17 protein-coding genes are annotated in these 17,533 nt (G+C 67.8%); 8 read left to right on the plus strand and 9 right to left on the minus strand.

Going from position 1 to position 17,533, the window contains the following annotated elements; translation table 11 throughout:
* Window positions 1–28 precede the first annotated feature (28 nt).
* Window positions 29–916, minus strand: a complete 888-nt coding sequence (locus G0Q01_RS13945; protein ID WP_164188752.1) for an NAD(P)-dependent oxidoreductase — start codon at window positions 914–916, stop codon at window positions 29–31.
* 176 nt (window positions 917–1,092) lie between these two features.
* Here G0Q01_RS13945 and trpA point away from each other — a divergent pair, with 176 nt between their 5' ends.
* Window positions 1,093–1,884: a tryptophan synthase subunit alpha gene (trpA, locus tag G0Q01_RS13950; protein ID WP_164188753.1), complete on the plus strand. Its 792-nt coding sequence runs from the start codon at window positions 1,093–1,095 to the stop codon at window positions 1,882–1,884.
* A 146-nt stretch (window positions 1,885–2,030) separates the two neighbouring features.
* Here trpA and G0Q01_RS13955 read toward each other — a convergent pair whose 3' ends face one another.
* Complete coding sequence (locus G0Q01_RS13955) at window positions 2,031–2,723, minus strand: hypothetical protein (protein ID WP_164188754.1); 693 nt, start codon at window positions 2,721–2,723, stop codon at window positions 2,031–2,033.
* A 305-nt stretch (window positions 2,724–3,028) separates the two neighbouring features.
* On the opposite strand from G0Q01_RS13955, the gene ltnD reads away from it, so the two are divergent.
* Genes ltnD through G0Q01_RS13980 form a run of 5 tightly spaced genes read left to right on the plus strand, consistent with a single transcriptional unit; the run spans window position 3,029 to window position 7,527 of the window.
* On the plus strand, window positions 3,029–3,922 hold the full coding sequence (ltnD, locus tag G0Q01_RS13960; RefSeq protein ID WP_108964723.1) for an L-threonate dehydrogenase: 894 nt from the start codon (window positions 3,029–3,031) through the stop codon (window positions 3,920–3,922).
* Window positions 3,922–5,148: a 3-oxo-tetronate kinase gene (gene otnK / locus G0Q01_RS13965; RefSeq protein WP_164188755.1), complete on the plus strand. Its 1,227-nt coding sequence runs from the start codon at window positions 3,922–3,924 to the stop codon at window positions 5,146–5,148. Before ltnD ends, otnK begins: the two co-directional genes overlap by 1 nt.
* Window positions 5,145–5,789, plus strand: coding sequence for a 3-oxo-tetronate 4-phosphate decarboxylase (otnC, locus tag G0Q01_RS13970; RefSeq protein ID WP_164188756.1), 645 nt, complete (start codon window positions 5,145–5,147; stop codon window positions 5,787–5,789). The genes otnK and otnC overlap by 4 nt, the downstream gene beginning before the upstream one ends.
* A 3-nt stretch (window positions 5,790–5,792) precedes the next feature.
* Window positions 5,793–6,572 carry a hydroxypyruvate isomerase family protein gene (locus tag G0Q01_RS13975; RefSeq protein WP_164188757.1) on the plus strand — a complete coding sequence of 260 codons (780 nt, stop codon included), beginning with the start codon at window positions 5,793–5,795 and terminating at the stop codon, window positions 6,570–6,572.
* Window positions 6,573–6,591: 19 nt separating this feature from the next.
* Window positions 6,592–7,527 (plus strand): 2-hydroxyacid dehydrogenase, encoded by a 936-nt coding sequence (locus tag G0Q01_RS13980; protein ID WP_164188758.1) that lies wholly within the window; start codon window positions 6,592–6,594, stop codon window positions 7,525–7,527.
* Window positions 7,528–7,583: 56 nt separating this feature from the next.
* Here the strand turns inward: G0Q01_RS13980 and G0Q01_RS13985 are convergent, their stop codons facing one another.
* From G0Q01_RS13985 to G0Q01_RS14010, 6 genes are all read right to left on the minus strand, one after another.
* Complete coding sequence (locus tag G0Q01_RS13985) at window positions 7,584–8,867, minus strand: MFS transporter (RefSeq protein ID WP_370526735.1); 1,284 nt, start codon at window positions 8,865–8,867, stop codon at window positions 7,584–7,586.
* A gap of 142 nt (window positions 8,868–9,009) precedes the next feature.
* A complete protein-coding gene (locus G0Q01_RS13990) occupies window positions 9,010–9,915 on the minus strand; it encodes a sugar kinase (RefSeq protein ID WP_164188759.1) in 906 nt (301 codons plus the stop codon).
* Window positions 9,912–11,063 (minus strand): fumarylacetoacetate hydrolase family protein, encoded by a 1,152-nt coding sequence (locus tag G0Q01_RS13995; protein ID WP_164188760.1) that lies wholly within the window; start codon window positions 11,061–11,063, stop codon window positions 9,912–9,914. The genes G0Q01_RS13990 and G0Q01_RS13995 overlap by 4 nt, the downstream gene beginning before the upstream one ends.
* 52 nt (window positions 11,064–11,115) lie before the next feature.
* Window positions 11,116–12,489 (minus strand): FAD-binding oxidoreductase, encoded by a 1,374-nt coding sequence (locus tag G0Q01_RS14000; RefSeq protein ID WP_164188761.1) that lies wholly within the window; start codon window positions 12,487–12,489, stop codon window positions 11,116–11,118.
* A gap of 280 nt (window positions 12,490–12,769) precedes the next feature.
* On the minus strand, window positions 12,770–13,681 hold the full coding sequence (locus G0Q01_RS14005; RefSeq protein ID WP_108964732.1) for a dihydrodipicolinate synthase family protein: 912 nt from the start codon (window positions 13,679–13,681) through the stop codon (window positions 12,770–12,772).
* A gap of 35 nt (window positions 13,682–13,716) precedes the next feature.
* On the minus strand, window positions 13,717–14,316 hold the full coding sequence (locus G0Q01_RS14010) for a LysE family translocator (protein WP_164188762.1): 600 nt from the start codon (window positions 14,314–14,316) through the stop codon (window positions 13,717–13,719).
* 226 nt (window positions 14,317–14,542) lie between these two features.
* Here G0Q01_RS14010 and G0Q01_RS14015 point away from each other — a divergent pair, with 226 nt between their 5' ends.
* Together G0Q01_RS14015 and G0Q01_RS14020 are read left to right on the plus strand one after the other, a co-directional pair.
* Window positions 14,543–15,304: an SDR family oxidoreductase gene (locus tag G0Q01_RS14015; RefSeq protein ID WP_164188763.1), complete on the plus strand. Its 762-nt coding sequence runs from the start codon at window positions 14,543–14,545 to the stop codon at window positions 15,302–15,304.
* Between the two features lie 22 nt (window positions 15,305–15,326).
* On the plus strand, window positions 15,327–16,250 hold the full coding sequence (locus G0Q01_RS14020; protein WP_164188764.1) for an NAD(P)-dependent oxidoreductase: 924 nt from the start codon (window positions 15,327–15,329) through the stop codon (window positions 16,248–16,250).
* Window positions 16,251–16,272: 22 nt separating this feature from the next.
* Here the strand turns inward: G0Q01_RS14020 and G0Q01_RS14025 are convergent, their stop codons facing one another.
* Window positions 16,273–17,277, minus strand: coding sequence for a LacI family DNA-binding transcriptional regulator (locus tag G0Q01_RS14025; protein WP_164188765.1), 1,005 nt, complete (start codon window positions 17,275–17,277; stop codon window positions 16,273–16,275).
* Between the last annotated feature and the right edge of the window lie 256 nt (window positions 17,278–17,533).

A 17,533-nucleotide genomic window follows, 5' to 3' on the forward strand; every position in this document is an offset into this window, starting at 1 on the left:
ATGCGCCCTGTCAAACCCGGCGGGGCGATCAGCCTGCAAGCTCGCTGCGCCAGTCGTGCTTTGGCGAAAACCCGAGCATGCGCTTGGCCTTGGCATTGCTGTAGAAGGCCTGGCGCGGCTGCATCGGGCTCTTCACCGGCACCCCGTCATAGAACCGCGCGCGGATCTCTTCGTTGTCCTGCGGCACCGCCAGATCGTCGTTGGCTACGTTGAAGATCTGGAAGCCGAGCCCATCCACCTCGAGGCAGCGGCTGACCATCTGGGCCAGGTCGCGCACGTCGATGTACCCGAAGATGTTGCGCAGCCGCGGGGCGGGGTCGTCGGCATAGGCTGGAAAATTGCGGTGGTAGTCCTCGATCTCGCAGACGTTTGAGATGCGCAGCCCGTAGATGTCCTGCCCGCTGCGGCGCTGGATGCCGCGCGCGGTGACCTCGCCCGCGACCTTCGACAATGCGTAGGCGTCTTCGGGGATCACCGGGTGCTCCTCGTCGATGGGCAGATACTCGGGCTTGCGGTCGCCCCGCGCGAAGCAGACGCCATAGGCCGTTTCCGAGCTGGCGAAGACCACCTTGGGAATGCCGAGCGTCGCCGCCGCCTCCAGCACGTTGTAGGTCGAGAGCGTGTTGACCCGGTAGGTCTCGCAATCGGGCTTGATGAGGATGCGGGCGAGGGCGCCGAAATGCACCACGGCATCGAACTTGAGCGGGCCGGTGGTGTCGAGCTCGTCGAAGCCCGCAAGCGAGGTCATCGCGCCGAAGACCTGCCCGGGGTCGGTCAACTCGGTGATCAGGTCGTGCACGCCCGGATGGCCCAGCGGTGCGAGGTCCGCGTTGAGGATGCTGTGACCCTCTTCGGCAAGATGCCGTACCACGTGCCGCCCCGCCTTGCCGCTCCCGCCGGTGAACAGAATGCGCATGTCGTCCTCCCTCTTTCTCTGGCCACACCATCCCGAGCAAATCCGCGAAGGTCCAGAGGGGGGCGGTCGATTTTCACCCCATTGATTTTCCCGGACGTATCCGGCACAGGTTTCGCGACATTCCGGAGGTCGCCGCGCCTTTCGCCAGTGACCCGCCTCTGAAGGGAAGGACCGCCATGACCCGTATCGACGCCAAGTTCGCCGCGCTGAAGGCCGAGGGGAAGAAGGGCTTCGTTGCCTACGTGATGGCCGGGGACCCGGATTACGACAGCTCGCTCGAGCTTGTGCGCGGTCTGCCGGGTGCCGGCGTCGACGTGATCGAGCTGGGCTTGCCCTTCACCGATCCCATGGCCGATGGCGAGACCATCCAGCTCGCCGGCCAGCGCGCGCTCGAGGCGGGCATGACGCTGAACCGCACGTTGCAGCTCGTGCGCGACTTCCGCACTGGCGACGAAACCACCCCGATCGTGCTGATGGGGTATTACAACCCGATCTACAGCCACGGCGTCGACCGCTTCCTTGTCGAGGCGCGCGAGGCTGGCATCGACGGTCTGATCATCGTCGACCTGCCACCCGAAGAGGACGAGGAGCTCTGCATCCCGGCGCAAAAGGCAGGACTCAATTTCATCCGCCTTGCGACGCCCACCACCGACGACAAGCGCCTGCCCAAGGTGCTGCAGAACACCTCGGGCTTCGTCTACTACGTCTCGATCACCGGCATCACCGGCGCCGCCGCGGCGCAGGCGACCGACGTCGGCCCCGAGGTCGCGCGGATCAAGGCCGGCACCGACCTGCCGATCATCGTCGGCTTCGGCATCCGCACACCGGAAGCCGCCGAGAGCATCGCCTCCGTCGCCGACGGCTGCGTCGTCGGCTCGGCCATCGTCGGGGCCATGGCCGAGGGCAAGCCCGTCTCGGAGGTGCTGGCCTTTGTGAAGTCCCTCGCCGACGGGGCCCACCGCGCCTGAGCGCCGCACTGCGCCACCTGAAAGCCGCGCCGGTTGCCGTGCGCGGCTTTTGCATGTCTGCCGCCCCGTGCGACGTTAGGCCCCGGAATTTTCCACCACCCGGTGTGCCGCGCGAAATTGCGGGCAATAAATACTGGAATCCGGCATCAGGGTTCTATCAGGCCCTGACGCGGAAAAACTCTCGAAAGGGCTTTGCCTTGGTATTTGCGCGCGGTTTGAAGCGCTTTGCTAAAAGGTTGACGCAACCAGGAGTGGTGTCTTTCCAAGGGCAGTTCGCTCCAGGCTGAATAAATGCCCGTCGAACGTTCATGGTAGAGAGACTCGACCAGCGCCGCGTAGTCGGCGCTGGCAAAGGCGCTGACATGCCTGCGGACGAGATGAAGGTCGGCCACCGGGTAGACACCCTCGAGGTCGATCATCGAGGATTGCCCTTGCCACTCCAGCGTATGAGCCTGCCCGAACTGAACCGCGAAATACTGTGTCTCGACGGTGCGCCGCGCCACGAGGTCGAAGAAATCATTGTTCCTTTTCGTGGGCTTGACGCATTCGTCCATGACATAGCCCCGACAGAGCCCGTCCGAAACGATCAGGGCCCGCAGCGCTGGCACGGTCGAGGTGTCGTAAAAGCCGCTTTGAAGCGCGCCGAGCAGATTGTCCCGGCGAACGTGATTGCGGTTCCACACCTTGTAGAAGAGCCGATTGCCGGTCGCGGAGGCCCCGCGACGGGTCGAAAAGACCCAGCGGGAATGATCCTGTGTACCGTATTGCGCCCTGACGACCTTTTGCACGTCCAATGTTCGAAAATTAATTTGAGACAATTCAATGGTCTCAATCTGCATGTGCCACTCCGGTACACAAAAATAAAAAAATGCTACGTGGTCCATATTCCAGCTGTCAAGATATCCCGCGCGAGCCGTAAGGGAGACGCGCTAATATCCGGCGTTGCTGTCACGCAAAGGTTTGCGAGAGTGAAGGTCGCGCGTGTGGCGGAGCCCGCCGCGCGGAGGAACATCGCTCCTGCCGAAACCCCAACCCGAGGGTGCGCGGCTGACGCCCGCCGTTGCCGGGGAGCGGCCACACCGATTGACTCTCCCACGCGCAGACGTCATCCTCATTTGGTATACCATTTTGCGGGGGGAGCGCTTTGGCAGAGATCACGGTGATCGGGCTCGGCTCGATGGGCATGGGTATGGCGCAGTCGCTGCTGCGTGCCGGGCACGTTGTGCACGGGCTGGATATTTCAACCGAACGCACGGCGGCCTTCGAGGCCGAGGGCGGCGCGCCGGGCAGTCTCGCCGAGGCGCTGGGCGCGAGCTCGGTGCTGGTCTGCGTGGTGCTCAATGCGGCGCAAACGCGCGAGGTGCTCTTCGGTCCGGGCGGCGCGGCGGAACATCTGGCCGAGGGCGCGGCGATCATTTCCTGCGCCACCATCGCGCCAAGCCAGGCGCGCGAATTGGCCGAAATGGCCTCGGCGAAAGGCTTGCACTACCTCGACGCGCCGATCTCCGGCGGGGCGATCAAGGCGGCGCAGGGGCAGCTCTCGGTCATGGCCTCGGGCACGCCGGAGGCCTTTGAGGCCGCCGCGCCCGCGCTCGACGCCATGGCCGCCACCGTGCACCGGCTCGGCGACGCGGCCGGCGCGGGCAGCGCGATGAAGGCGGTGAACCAGCTTCTCGCGGGCGTGCATATCGCCGCCATGGGCGAGGCGATGGCGCTCGGCATCAGCCAGGGGCTCGACCCGGCGCGCATCGTCGAGGTGATCTCGGCCTCCGCCGGCACCAGCTGGATGTTCGAGAATCGCGGCCCGCATGTGGTCGAGGGCGATTACACGCCGCGCTCGGCGGTCAATATCTGGCCCAAGGATCTCGGCATCGTCGGCGGCATCGCGGGCGAGGCGCAGCTTCCCGTGCCGATGACCGAGGCCGCTCTGTCGCAGTTCAAATCCGCTGCCGAGGCGGGCGACGGGCTGATCGACGATGCCGCAGTGATCAAGGTCTACGCCCGCGCCGCAGGGCTCACCCTGCCGGGAGACGCGTGATGCTGCTGGGCTGTATCGGCGACGATTTCACCGGCTCGAGCGATCTTGGCAACACGCTGGTCAAGCAGGGCATGCGCACCGTCCAATACGTCGGCGTGCCGAAAACCGACGCCGCGCCGGATGTCGAGGCCGGGGTGGTGGCACTCAAGTCGCGCTCCATTCCGGCCGCCGAGGCGGTGAAACTGTCTCTGCAGGCGCTAGAGTGGCTGAAGGCGCAGGGCTGCGAGCAGTTCCTGTTCAAGTATTGCTCGACCTTCGACTCGACGGCCGAGGGCAACATCGGTCCGGTGGCCGAGGCGCTGGCCGATGCCCTGGGCACCCAGAGCGTGATCTTCTGTCCCGCCTTCCCGGCGACGGGGCGGACGATCTACCAGGGCCATCTCTTCGTGCAGGACCGCCTGCTGTCGGAGAGCGGCATGGAAAACCACCCGCTCACACCGATGAAAGACCCGGACCTGCGCCGCGTGCTCGCCGCGCAAGTGTCGCGGGGCGTCGGCCATGTGCCCGCCAGTACGGTGTGGCAGGGGGCCGAGGCGATCCGCGCGAAATTGACGTCCGAGACGGAGGCAGGCCGCGGCTTCGTCATCGCCGATGCTATCCGCGACGAGGATCTCCTGACCTGGGGCAAGGCGCTCGAGGGGACCAAGCTGCTCACCGGCGGCTCGGGCATCGCGCTCGGCCTGCCGGGCAACTTCGCGCTGTCCGGCAAGGCCGGCGCGTGGTCCGGGCAGGGCGGTCAGGTGGTCGCGTTGTCGGGCTCCTGCTCCAACGCCACGCGGGCGCAGGTGGCTGCCCACGGCGGGCCGAAGCGCGAGATCACCGCCGAGGAGGCGCTTGGCGGGCTCGAGGCTGACACTCTCGCCGACTGGGCGCTGGCGCAGGACGGGCTGCCGCTGATCTACTCCTCGGCTGAGCCTGCCACGGTCGCCGCCGCGCAGGAAAAGCATGGTCGCGAAAAGGTCGCCACCGCGCTCGAGGGGCTGTTCGCCCGGACCGCCGCCGTGCTGGCCGCAAGGGGCGTCAAGCGGATCATCAGCGCCGGGGGCGAGACCTCGGGCGCGGTGGTCGAGGCGCTGGCCCCCGAGGCGCTGGAAATCGGCCCCGAGATCGACCCCGGCGTGCCGGTCATGCGCGCCGGCGACATGGTGCTGGCGCTGAAATCCGGCAACTTCGGCGCCGAGGACTTTTTTGCCAAGGCCGCCCGAGTGATGGAGCAGGGGGCATGACCGAGAGCAAGCTGCGCGAGCAGATCTGCGAGATGGCCGCCTCGATGTTCGCGCGCGGACTGACCGGTGGCGCCTCGGGCAATATCTCGGCGCGCACCGAGGACGGCGGTCTGCTGGTCTCGCCCACCGGCTCGAGTTTCGGCAGTCTCGACCCGGCACGGCTCTCGCGTTTCGACGACAGGGGCCAGCTGATCGGCGGCGACCAACCGACCAAGGAAATGCCGCTGCACAGCGCCTTCTACGAGACGCGCGGCAAGACCGGGGCGGTGGTGCATCTGCATTCGACCCACGCCGTCGCTTGGTCGATGATGCCCGATATTGACCCGCAGAACCTGCTGCCGCCGCTCACCGCCTATGCGGTCATGCGGCTCGGCAAGGTACGTCTGCTGCCCTTCTTCGTGCCCGGCGATCCGGCCATGGGCGACGCGGTGCGTGGGCTCGCGGGCAAGCGCTCGGCGGTGGTGCTGGCGAATCACGGCCCCGTGGTGGCGGGCAAGGACCTCGAGGCCGCCGTCTACGCGATGGAAGAGCTCGAGGAGACCGCCAAGCTCGCCTTGCTGCTGAAGGGCCACCAACCGCGCATGCTCACCTCGGGGCAGGTGCAGAAGGTGGTCGACAAGTTTGACGTGGACTGGGACTGAGACATGAAGTTTTCCGCCAATATCGGCTTTCTCTACACCGAGCTGCCGCTGCCCGAGCGCATCCGCGCGGCGGGTCGCGACGGCTTCGACGCGGTGGAGTGCCATTTCCCCTATGACGTGCCGCCCGAGCAGGTGAAGGCCGCGCTCGACGAGACGGGCTTCGACATGCTCGGGCTCAACACCATTCCGGGCGACCCGGCGGCGGGTGATTTCGGCCTCGCCGCCCTGCCTGACCGCCGCGAGGACGCCGCGGCGGCAGTGCGGCAGGCGGTGGCCTATGGTGCGGCGATCGGGGCAAGGAACGTCCATGTGATGGCGGGGCGCACCGATGGCGGGGCCGAGGCCGAGGCGGCCTTCCGCGAGACTCTGAGCCTCGCCTGCGATCTCGCCGGCGCGGCGGGCATGGGGGTGCTGATCGAGCCGATCAACCATCGCGACGTGGCGGGATATCACCTCAGCCGTGTCGAGCATGCCGCCGAGATCATCGAGGCGCTCGGGCGAGACAACCTGCGCATCATGTTCGACTGCTACCACACGCAGATCATGCAGGGCGACCTGACGAAACGCTTCGCCGCGCACCTTCCGATGATCGGCCACGTGCAGATTGCCGCCGTGCCGGACCGCGGCGAGCCCGATGGCGGCGAGATTTGCTTCGAACGCCTGTTGGCCTCTTTCGCCGAGGCCGGGTGGGAGGCGCCGGTGGGCGCGGAATACAAGCCGCGCGGCGGGGATACCAAGGCGGGCCTCGGCTGGCTCGCCCCCCTGCGCGCGGCGCTGGCTTGAGTTGAAAGGGATCGAAGAGATGACGGATGTACTGGCAGTCGGCAAACCCGACCAGATGAGCCGCGCGCCGCTGGCCGAACTGGGCTGGACCCATGTGGAGAGCCTCGACGCCGCGCAGGCGCTGGACGAGGACACGCGCAAGGGCGTGAAGGCAATCGCGTTCTACGGACACAGCCCGTTTGCGGGCGCGCAGATGGACGCCTTCCCGAACCTCGGCCTCATCGCCAATTTCGGCGTCGGCTATGACGCGATCAATGTTCCCGACGCTTCGGCGCGCGGCATCAAGGTGACCAACACGCCCGACGTGCTGAACGACGACGTGGCGGACCTCGCCGTGGCCATGCTGCTCGATTTCTGCCGCGACATGCGCGGCGCCGAGGCACGGGTGCGCTCGGGGGCCTGGGGCAAGGACGGCGCGCATCCGCTGCAGCGCAAGATGAGCGGACAGAAGGCGGGCATCCTCGGCATGGGGCGGATCGGACGCGAGATCGCGGACCGGCTCGCGGCCTTCAAGATGGAGATGCACTACCATTCGCGCTCCGAGAAGGAGACGCCCGGCTGGACCTACCACGCCGATCCCGTCTCGCTGGCACGCGAGGTGGACTTTCTGGTGATCGCCCTCGTCGGCGGTCCGGCCACCGAGGGGTACGTGTCGAAGGAGGTGATCGAGGCGCTGGGACCGACCGGCGTGCTGATCAACATCTCGCGCGGCACGACCGTGGACGAGGAGGCCCTGATCGAGGCGCTGCAGAAGGGCACCATCGAGGGCGCGGGTCTCGACGTGTTCCTCAACGAGCCCAACCCCGACGCGCGCTTCCTGACTCTCGAGAACGCCGTGCTGCAGCCGCATCAGGCCTCGGCCACGCGCGAGACGCGCACCGCCATGGGTCAACTCCAGCGCGACAACATCGCGGCCTTTATCGCTGGCAAGGAACTGCTGACGCCGGTCAACTGAGGCGCAAACTTTCTTTGAAGAGATTTGGCCCCTGCGTGACGCGGGGGCCTTTTCGTTCAGGCCGCGCGGGTGCCGGTCGTGTCGACCCCGGCAAAGCCCGCATCAAGGCGCCGCCACGCCCAGGCGGTCAGCACGATCACGCCCGTAGCCGCCACGTAAAACGGCATCTGCAGCGCCAGGCTGCGCGGCATCACCGCTTCGGCGGCGCTGACCACAAGCCCGGAGGCCAACAGGCCGACCGGCATCATCCCCCAGGCGAAGAGCCGGTAGGTGGCATTGACGCGCCCGAGGATCTCGTCGGGCACGTGTCGCTGGCGGTAGGAGACCGAGACCGTGTTCCACACCAGCCCGCAGAACTCGAAGGCCGCGAGCACCGCCGCCACCGCCCAGCCGTTCGGCGCCAGCGGCAGCGCGGCGAAGGCCAGCGCCGAGGCGAGCGTCATCCACTGCGCCGAGGCGCCACTGCCCAGCCTGCGCACGATGCGCTCGGCGAAGAACCCGCCCAACACGCCGCCAAGCGCCCCCGCCGCCAGCACCAGACCATAGCCCGAGGCTCCGAGACCGAGGTTCTCCTGCACGTGCAGAACCAGCGCGATGACCACCATCTGGTGCAGCAGGTTCCACACGCCGGTGATCACCGCCAGCAGCCGCAGGAGCGCCGAGCCGCGTAGGAAGGCGAGCCCGTCACCAAGCTCCTTCTTCCAGTCGCGGGTCCCGGTCCGGCGGGGCGTGAATCGACCCTTGAGCGAGTGCATCAGCCCCACGGCAATCAGGAAGCACAGGGCGTTCAGCGCGAAGGGCAACCAGACCACCGAGGCGATGAGGAAGGCCCCGACCGCGGGGCCGAGCAGCGCATTGCCGACCATCTCGACGCTCCAGAGCCGGCCGTTGGCGCGTTCGAGCTTATCATGCGGCACAATGGCCGGCAGCATGGTCTGCGCGGCGCTGTCGCGAAACACCTCTGCGGTGCCCACGAGCAGCGCGCAGCCGAGGAGGGCGGCGAAGAGCGCGGGGTCGGCGGTGCCCGTGTCCGGGGCCGGCGCGAGCGGCAGGGCAAGCCAGATCGTGATCGCCGCCAGCGCAAAGGCGCAGGCGCGCACCACGTCCATGCAAAGGATCAGCCGCCGCCGGTCCACCCGGTCGGTGACCACCCCGGCGGGAAGGGCGAAGAGGAACCACGGCAGCCGCAGGGTGATCGGCATCAGCGTGACCAGCAAGGGATCGCGGGTCAGCAGCGTCGCCAGCCAGGCCCAGACCACCACGGCGACGCCATCGGCGAGATTGGTCATGCCACTGGCAAGTATGAAACGGTGCAGGGGGCTGGGAGGGGAAGGGGTCACGCGGTGTCCTTGGGAAGCTTCAGGTGAGTTGGGACGAGCCTAATTCCTCAAGCCCAGTTGAGGTCAACCCGAAGCCCGCGCGCCGGGACATCTCTTCCGCCTTGCTTCGCGGCAGGGCGGGTGTCCCCGCCCGTGGCGGGGCTCAGCCGAAGATCGCGGGCACCAGCGCACCGCGGGCCTGGATCACCTTGGCGGCAAGGCGCATGGCCTCGGCGGCGGCGTCCTGCGGTGCCATGCCCTGTGCCAGCCCGGCCAGCAGGCCGGCGGCAAAGCTGTCGCCCGCGGCGGTGGTGTCGACCACCTCGGCCACGGTTTCGGCGGCGATCTCGTGCCGCCCGGCCTCGCGCTGCCACAGGTGCAGCGCTGCGCCGCCCTGTTTCACCGCCACCATGTCCGCGCCGCCCTTGCGGTAGCGCTCGATGGTCTCGGAGGGGCTCGCGTCGCCGAAGAGCTCTTCTTCCTCGTCGAAGCTCGGCAGCACGATGTCGGCGGTGCGCGCGCCCATGGTCAGCCCGGCGCGCATCGCCTCAGGGCTTTCCCACAGCCGCGGCCGCAGGTTGGTGTCGAACGACACGATCGCCCCCTTTGAGCGCGCGCGCGCCAGCGCGCCGCAGAAGGCCTCGCGCTGCTTCGGCGGCAGGATCGCCAGCGTGATGCCCGAGAAGTGGATCATGTCGCGACCCTTGAGGATGCCGTCGAGCCAGCCGAGGTCATCGGCCATCAGCTTTGCCGCCGACTGACCGCGCCAGTAGGAAAAGCTGCGCTCGCCGTTCTCGAGCGAGATCATGTAGAGCCCGACGGTGCGGTCGGGAATGCGCCGGATGGTCGAGACATCCACGCCTTCGCCCGAGATGAACTGGAGCATCTCGCTGCTCACCGCATCCTCGCCCACGCAGGTGCCGTAGCTCACCGTCCACTCCTCCGGGAGCAGGCGGCGGGCATACCATGCGGTGTTGAACGTGTCGCCGGCAAAGCCGCGCTTGTAGAGGCCGTCTCCGGCCTGCGACAGTTCCACCATGCATTCTCCGAGGGCGAGGAAAGCGGTCACAGAAGATTTCTCCGGGCAAGGTTACGCATCAGCGCCCCGGTGCCGAAGGTCCATTCCGGGGCCTCGGTGGAGAGCCGGACTGTGTTCTGCAGCGCGCCGAGCGCGGGTTCGGAGATGCTTACAACGTCTCCGACGTGATGTGTAAACCCCTGACCGGGTGCGTCGCGGTCCTCGGTGGGGGCAAAGAGCGTGCCGAGGAACAACAGGAAGCCGTCCGGGTACTGGTGATGCCGCCCGATGGTCTGTGCCACGATGGAGGCCGGATCGCGGCTGATCTGGCTCATCGACGACGCGCCATTGAGGACGAATCCGTCCTCGCCCTTGACCGTCATCGTCAGTTCCGCCTTGCGCACGTCGTCGAGCGTGTAGCTCTCGTCGAAGAGGCGGATGAACGGGCCGATGGCGCAGGAGGCGTTGTTGTCCTTGGCCTTGCCGAGCAGCAGCGCCGAGCGGCCTTCGACGTCGCGCAGGTTGACATCATTGCCCAGCGTCGCGCCGAGGATGTCGCCGCGCGAGTTGATCGCCAGCACGATCTCGGGCTCGGGGTTGTTCCACTTGCTGATCGGATGCAGGCCCACCGTCGCGCCCCAGCCGACCGCCGCCATGGGCTGCGACTTGGTGAAGACCTCGGCGTCCGGACCGATGCCGACCTCGAGGTATTGCGACCACATGCCTTCCTGCTGCAGCACGCGCTTCACCTCCATCGCCTTCTCCGAGCCGGGCTCAATGCCCGAGAGCGAGTCGCCGATGATGGATTTGACCTTGGCGCGGATCGCCTCCGCGGCGTCGGGATCGCCCGCGGCCTGTTCCTCGATCACCCGCTCGACCATCGACTGCGCGAAGGTCACGCCCGAGGCTTTCACCGCCTGCAGATCGCAGGGGGCGAGCAGGTGCAGCACTTCATCGCCCGCGCCCTCGGTCGAGCCCGTCACGAGGTCGGCCAGCGTGCCGATCTCTTCGCCGGTGGCGGCGCGCAGGGTGGCGGCGGGGTTCTCGCTCTCCAGCAGGTCGCGCATGGTGGGAACGGTCTTGCTGGTGATGTCCACCAGCACCTCGCCGCGCAGGGCGACCAGCGCGGGGCCGACGCCGGGGCGCCAGACGCGGCCAACCAGAAGGGCATCGGGGGTGGGGTTGCTCTGTGGCAGCATGGGGGTCTCCTCCGTCTTCAGTCTTTTCTCATGGGTGCTCGGGCGCGGACGATCAGTCCGCGGGCGGCAGCAGCTTGCCCGGGTTCAGGATGCCCTGCGGATCGAAGGCGGTCTTGATCCGCCGCATCCAGTCCAGCGCCGGGCCGTGCTCGGCCTTCATGTATTTCTGCTTGCCGATGCCGATGCCGTGCTCGCCGGTCACCGTGCCGCCGAGCCGAAGCGCGGTGTCGTTGAGCTTGCCGGCAAAGGCGTGGACGGCCTCGACCTCGGCGGGGTCCTTGGGGTCGAAGCGCGCGGCACAGTGGAAGTTGCCGTCGCCGACATGGCCGACGATCGTGCTGACCAGACCTGCCGCGCGGGCATCGGCCTGCGCCTGCAGCACCGCCTCGGCCAGTTGCGAGATCGGCACGCAGACATCGGTCGCGAGCGTGCCGTACTGAGCGCCGGGGCGCAGCGCGGCAGAGGCGAAATGCGCGCCGTGACGCATTTTCCACAGCGCGTTGCGGGCCTCGGTGGTATTGGCCTCGGCCCAGGCCTCCATGCCGAAATCCTCGGCGATCTCGCGGAAGCTCTGCGCCTGCTCGGCGACGCCCGAGGGGCTGCCGTGGAACTCGACGAAGAGATGTGGCTGCTCCGGAAGGTCCGATCCGGCGTGGATGTTGAAGCCGCGCACCATCATCTCGTCCACCAGCTCGATCCGCGCCATCGGCAGGCCGGACTGAATGGTCAGGATCACGCAGTTCACCGCCTCCTCGACCGAGGGAAAGCGGCAGGTGGCCGAGGCGATGCCCTCGGGCAACCCGTGCAGCTTGAGCGTCAGCTCGGTGATGATGCCGAGCGTGCCCTCGCTGCCCACCAGCAGGTGCGTCAGGTCATAGCCGGCCGAGCTCTTGCGGGCCTTGGTGCCGGTGCGGATGATGCTGCCGTCGGACATCACCGCCTCGAGCGCCAGCACGTTCTCGCGCAGCGTGCCGTAGCGCACCGCCGTGGTGCCCGACGCACGGGTCGCCGCCATGCCGCCGAGCGAGGCGTCGGCGCCGGGATCGATCGGGAAGAAGAGACCGGTGGCGCGCAGCTCCTCGTTCAGCTCGGTGCGGGTGACGCCGGGCTGGACCACCACGTTCAGATCCTCGGCATTGATCTCCAGCACCTTCTTCATGCGCGAGAAGTCGAGGCTGATGCCGCCCTTCACCGCAAGGTGCTGGCCCTCGAGCGAGGTGCCGGTGCCGAAGGGGGTGATCGGCGTGCCGGTTTCGGCGCAGAAGCGGACGATGGCGGCGACTTCCTCGGTGGTCTCGGGGAAGGCCACGGCATCGGGCATGGCGAGGGGGAAATGCGCCTCGTTGCGCGCGTTCTGCTCGCGGATAGCGTCGCTGGTCGACAGGCGCTCGCCGAGGAGCTGTTCGAGGGGCGCGAAGAGGGTCATTTCCTGGGTCTCCAAGTTTGGGTGCCGGGCGCGGGTGCGCTCGGAGCAAGGCCGAAAGCCGCCGGGCAAGCGGTCGTTCATCATGGCGCCGTCGGTCTGAGCCCGATGCACGACCCTGTCCGGGCGGGCTGGCGCTCTGTCATCCTCGTGCAACGGACTGAGATCGCCCGGACTCGGCCGGGATAAAGTGCTGACCTCTATCGTCACGGCGCCATCCCACGGGCCGGTGCTCGCCCGGCTCCCATTGTGCCGTTTGGCGTGAGGGAGCCGGGGAGGGGGGTTACTTACCCCAGTTCAGCACGAGCGGATCGAGCGGCTTGATCAGCTCGATCAACATCGAAGCGGTGTCCGGATGCAAGGGGGCAATCGGGTGCCGGCAGAAGGCGGACTTGATCACGCCGCCCACCTGCATCGCGTGTTTGGCCGAGCGGAAGCCGCATTGCCGGTTCTCGTGGTTCACCGCCGGCAGGATGCGGGCGTAGCCGTCGAAGGCCGCCTGCCGATTGCCGGCAAGGAAATCCACCACGACCGGTCGGATCTGGTCGGGGATCATCGCCGAGGTCATGCAGCCCGTGGCGCCGGCGTCGAGGTCCGCGAGCAGGGTGATTGCCTCTTCACCGTCGAAAGGCGCCTCGATGGCCGCGCCGCCCTCGGCGATCAGGCTGCGCAGCTTGGCGGCGGCCTGCGGGCACTCGATCTTGAAGAGCTTCAGCATCTCGATCTCGTTGGCCATCTTGACCAGCAGCGGCACAGGCAGGTCGACACCCGAGAGCGGCGCATCCTGCAGCATGATCGGAATGCCGACCTCGCCCACCTGACGGAACTGCTCGAAGGTCTGCTCGGCGGTGCCCTTCAGCAGCGCGCCGTGGTAGGGCGGCATCATCATCACGATGTCGGCGCCAAGGTCCTTGGCGTATTGTGCCCGCTCCACGACGATCGGCGTCGCGTAGTGCGAGATCGTCACGATCACCGGCACCCGGCCCGCCACATGCTCGAGGCAGAGCTTGGTGAGGATGGCGCGCTCCTCGTCCGAGATCAGGAACTGTTCCGAGAAGTTGGCGAGGATGCAGATGCCGTCGACACCCATGTCGATGGTGCAGTCGAGAACGCGCTTCATGCCCTCGAGATCGAGCGTGCCGTCCTCGTGGAACGGCGTCGGCACCACGGGCCAGCATCCGGTGTATTTCGTCATGGGTCAGGTCCTCCCGAAAAGTCTGTGTGTCTGTGTCAGGTCGCGCCGAAGGCCGACACGAGGGCCAGCGCGACGACGCCCAGCATGGCGAGCGCCATGCCGTAATTGATCCACCGCTGGGTGCGGTAGCTGAGGTTGAGCCGGTGCAGGGTCACCCCTGCCTTGAGCCAGCCGAGGTGCACCGGGATCCAGATCGCGTTCATGATGAGGATCTTGGCGGCGGTCTCGAAGCCGAGGCTCTCGGGCGCAAAGGAAAACCCGGTGAACATGGCGGTGTTGACCGCATAGGCCTTGGGGTTGATCGCCTGCAGTAGCAGACCGGCGCGGATGCCCGGCGCGGACTTGGCCTCGATGAAGGCGATGCGGCTGCCCGCGAGCGCGATGCGTGCGGCAAGATAGAGCAGGTAGCACACCGACAACGCCATCAGCACCACCCGCACGGCGGGGGCCGACAGGATGATCGCCGCGAAGCCGGTGAGCACGAGGGTCATCACGAGGTTGGTGCCGATGAAGAGCCCCGTGCCGTAGCGCAGACCATCCCGCCAGCCGTAGGCCGAGCCGACCCCGGCGATCGACAGCACTCCCGGTCCGGGGGTGATGAACAGCAGGAACACGGCGGCGGCAAAGCTCAGCATGGGCCGCGCTTTCGGTCCAACAGGGCTGCGCCGGGTCTGCTCACCTCGTCTCGTCCTCCTCGCCGTGCCTCTCGCCGGGTTTGCGGTTTCGCACCGCGCCCGCTTGCATCCGGGGTCATTTGGTATACCATTTTCCTGAATACGGTCCCGCCCCGTTTTGTCAATGGTTGTTGCGGTTCTCCGCAGGACCAGGCCGCGCGGTGGGCGCATGGGAAGAGGAGCCATCATGTCCCTGTTTGATCTGACGGGCCGCACCGCGCTGGTGACCGGCTCGACCATGGGTATCGGCCACGCGCTGGCGCGCGGTCTCGCGCAGGCCGGCGCCAAGGTGCTACTGAACGGGCGCAATCCGCAGCGGCTGGAAGAGGCCGTCGCGACGCTGCGATCCGAGGGGCTGGAGGCCGATGCGCTCGGCTTCGACGTCACCGACCATGACAGCGTTCGCGCCGCCATCGACGGCTACGAGGCCGAGCACGGCCCCATCGACATCCTGATCAACAACGCCGGGATGCAGCACCGAGGCCCGCTGGAGGAATTCGAGCCCGAGGCCTTTGACCGGCTGATGCGCACCAATGTCTACTCGGCCTTCTACGTCGGGCAGGCCTGCGCGCGGCACATGATCGGGCGCGGGCAAGGGCGGATCGTCAACATCGCCTCGGTACAGAGCGCGCTGGCGCGACCGGGCATCGCGCCCTACACCGCCTCGAAGGGGGCGATCACCAACCTGACCAAGGGCATGGCGACGGACTGGGCGAAACACGGGCTCAACTGCAACGCCATCGCGCCGGGCTATTTCAAGACGCCACTCAACGCCGCGCTGGTTGCCGATCCCGAGTTCAGTTCCTGGCTGGAAAAGCGCACCCCGGCAGGCCGCTGGGGCGAGGTCGACGAGCTGGTCGGCGCCTGCGTCTTCCTCTGCGCGCCGGCGTCCAGCTTCGTGAACGGCCACACGCTCTTCGTCGACGGCGGCATCACCGCCTCGTTGTAAGACATCCTAGGGAGGAGAGAACATGAGTGACAAACCCGTAGTGGGCTTCATTGGCGTGGGCCTCATGGGCCATGGCATGGCCAAGAACATCCTCAAGGGCGGCTACCCGCTCTGGGTGAAGGGCAACCGCGACCGCGCGCCGGTCGAGGACCTGGTGGGGCAGGGGGCGCAGGAGGCGGCCTCGCCCAAGGCCATGGCCGAGGCTTGCGACATCATCCACCTGTGTTTGTCGAACTCGCCGCAGGTCGAGGCGGTGATGCGCGGCGAGGACGGCATCCTTGCCGGCGCGCGGCCGGGGTTGATCGTGGTCGACTGCTCTACCGCCGATCCCGCCTCGACCGAGGCGCTGGCCGCCGAGCTGGCCGAAAAGGGCGGGGCGATGGTCGACGCGCCGCTCGGGCGCACGCCGAAGGAGGCCGAGGAGGGCCAGCTCGATGCCATGGTCGGCGCCGATGACGAGAGCTTCGCCAAGGTGGAGCCGGTGATCCAGTGCTGGGCGGGCAACATCAACCGCGTCGGCGGGGTCGGGGCGGGCCACAAGATGAAGCTGGTGATGAACCTCATCTCGATGAGCTATGCCGCGCTTTATGCCGAGGCGACGGTGCTGGCAGCCAAGTCCGGCATCTCGCCGCAGACCGTGCGGCAGGTGATCGGCTCGAGCCGGCTCGGCAACGGCTTCTTCGACACCTTCATGCGCTATGCGGTGGACCGGGACATGGAGGCGCATAAGTTCAGCATCTTCAACGGCGGCAAGGACGTGCGCTATGCGGGCGCCATGGCCGCCAAGGTGGGCGCCCCTGCGCTGATCTCGAGCGCGACGCGGCACTATTTCGCCACCGCCGAGGCGACGGGGCATGGCGCGGACTACGTGCCGAGCCTGTCGGACCGCATCGCCGAGATGGGCGGGATCGATCTGGCCGAGGAGGTGAAGAAGGGCGAGGCCTAGAGCCCGCCACCGGTCTGCCGCGTCAGGTCGTGGCGCGGCGGACCAGGCTGAACCCCATGTCCTCGCGCAGGCCACGGGGAATGTCCCCGGCGAGGATCAGCTCGGCGGCACGGCGGCCAATGGCGGCGCCGTCGATGTGGATCGTGGTCAGCGCCAGCGCCGAGTCCTGCGCCATGTCGAAATCACCGAAGCCCGAGATCGCCAGCCGCCCGGGCACGTCGAGCCCGCGCCGCCGCGCCTCGCAGAGCGCGCCCATGGCCACCATGTCGCTGACACAGACCACCGCCTCGGTGTCGGGCCAGCGGCGCAGGACCTCGGCCAGGCCCTCGGCGCCGTAGTCCGGGCCCACAGCCCCGGGCCGGGCCTTCACCGCGACCACGCGCTCTCCGGCCAGGTGCCCGGCGCAGTCGCGGTAGCCCTCCATGCGCAGCCGGGCGCGTCGGTCGTGCTGCCGGTCCAGCCCGAGGAAGGCGACGCGGTGCCGCCCGGTCTCGACCATGTGGCGGGTCAGCGCGGCCCCGGCGGCGCGATTGGAAAAGCCCACCGCCGCATGCACCGGCTGCTTCGGCAATTCCCAGAGCTCGAGCACCGGCAGGCCGGACCGGGACAGCATCCGATGCGCTGGCTCGGTGTGATCGTCCGAGGTGAGCACCAGCGCCTCGGGGCGTCGGCCCATCATCGTCGGCAGCAGCGCCGCCTCGGCCTCGGGGTCGTATTGCGTGGTGGAGAGCATCAGCTGCAGCCCGCCCTTCGCCAGCCCCTCGGTGAGGCCGCGCACGGTTGCGGCAAACACGGCCTCTTCCAGCGTCGAGACCAGCGCCCCCACCACCCGCGAGCGCTGCGAGCTGAGCGCGCCCGCCGTCTCGTCGAGCACGTAGCCAAGCTCGTCGACCGCCGCCTGCACCTTGCGCAGCGTGGCGGGGCTGACCTTGGAAGGGGTGCGCAGGGCGCGGCTCACGGTGATCTTGCCGACTCCGGCGCGGGCGGCCACGTCGCCCATGTTCACCCATTTCCTGCCGTCTGCCATGATCTGCCTGCCTGCCCCTGTTGACGGCCTCTCATACCCGGTGGTATCGATACCATGAAGACGCGAAGCCGTATCGGAGAATCGCAGTTTCGTGAGCGTGCCGGTCTGGCTGCTCGTGAATCGGGCAGGATCACCGCGGCGCGTCATTCCTGAGCAGGTGCAGGTCAGGATATATTGCCGGGGCGCGTATCGTCTCCGCCCGGCAAAGCGCGAAGCCCGCCGCCCTCGCAGCCGGTGGTGTTTCGCAGAGGGTCGG

Origin of the sequence: Salipiger sp. PrR007 (genome assembly GCF_010499845.1) — a bacterium.
In the GTDB taxonomy this organism is placed as follows: Bacteria; Pseudomonadota; Alphaproteobacteria; order Rhodobacterales; family Rhodobacteraceae; genus Salipiger; species Salipiger pacificus_A.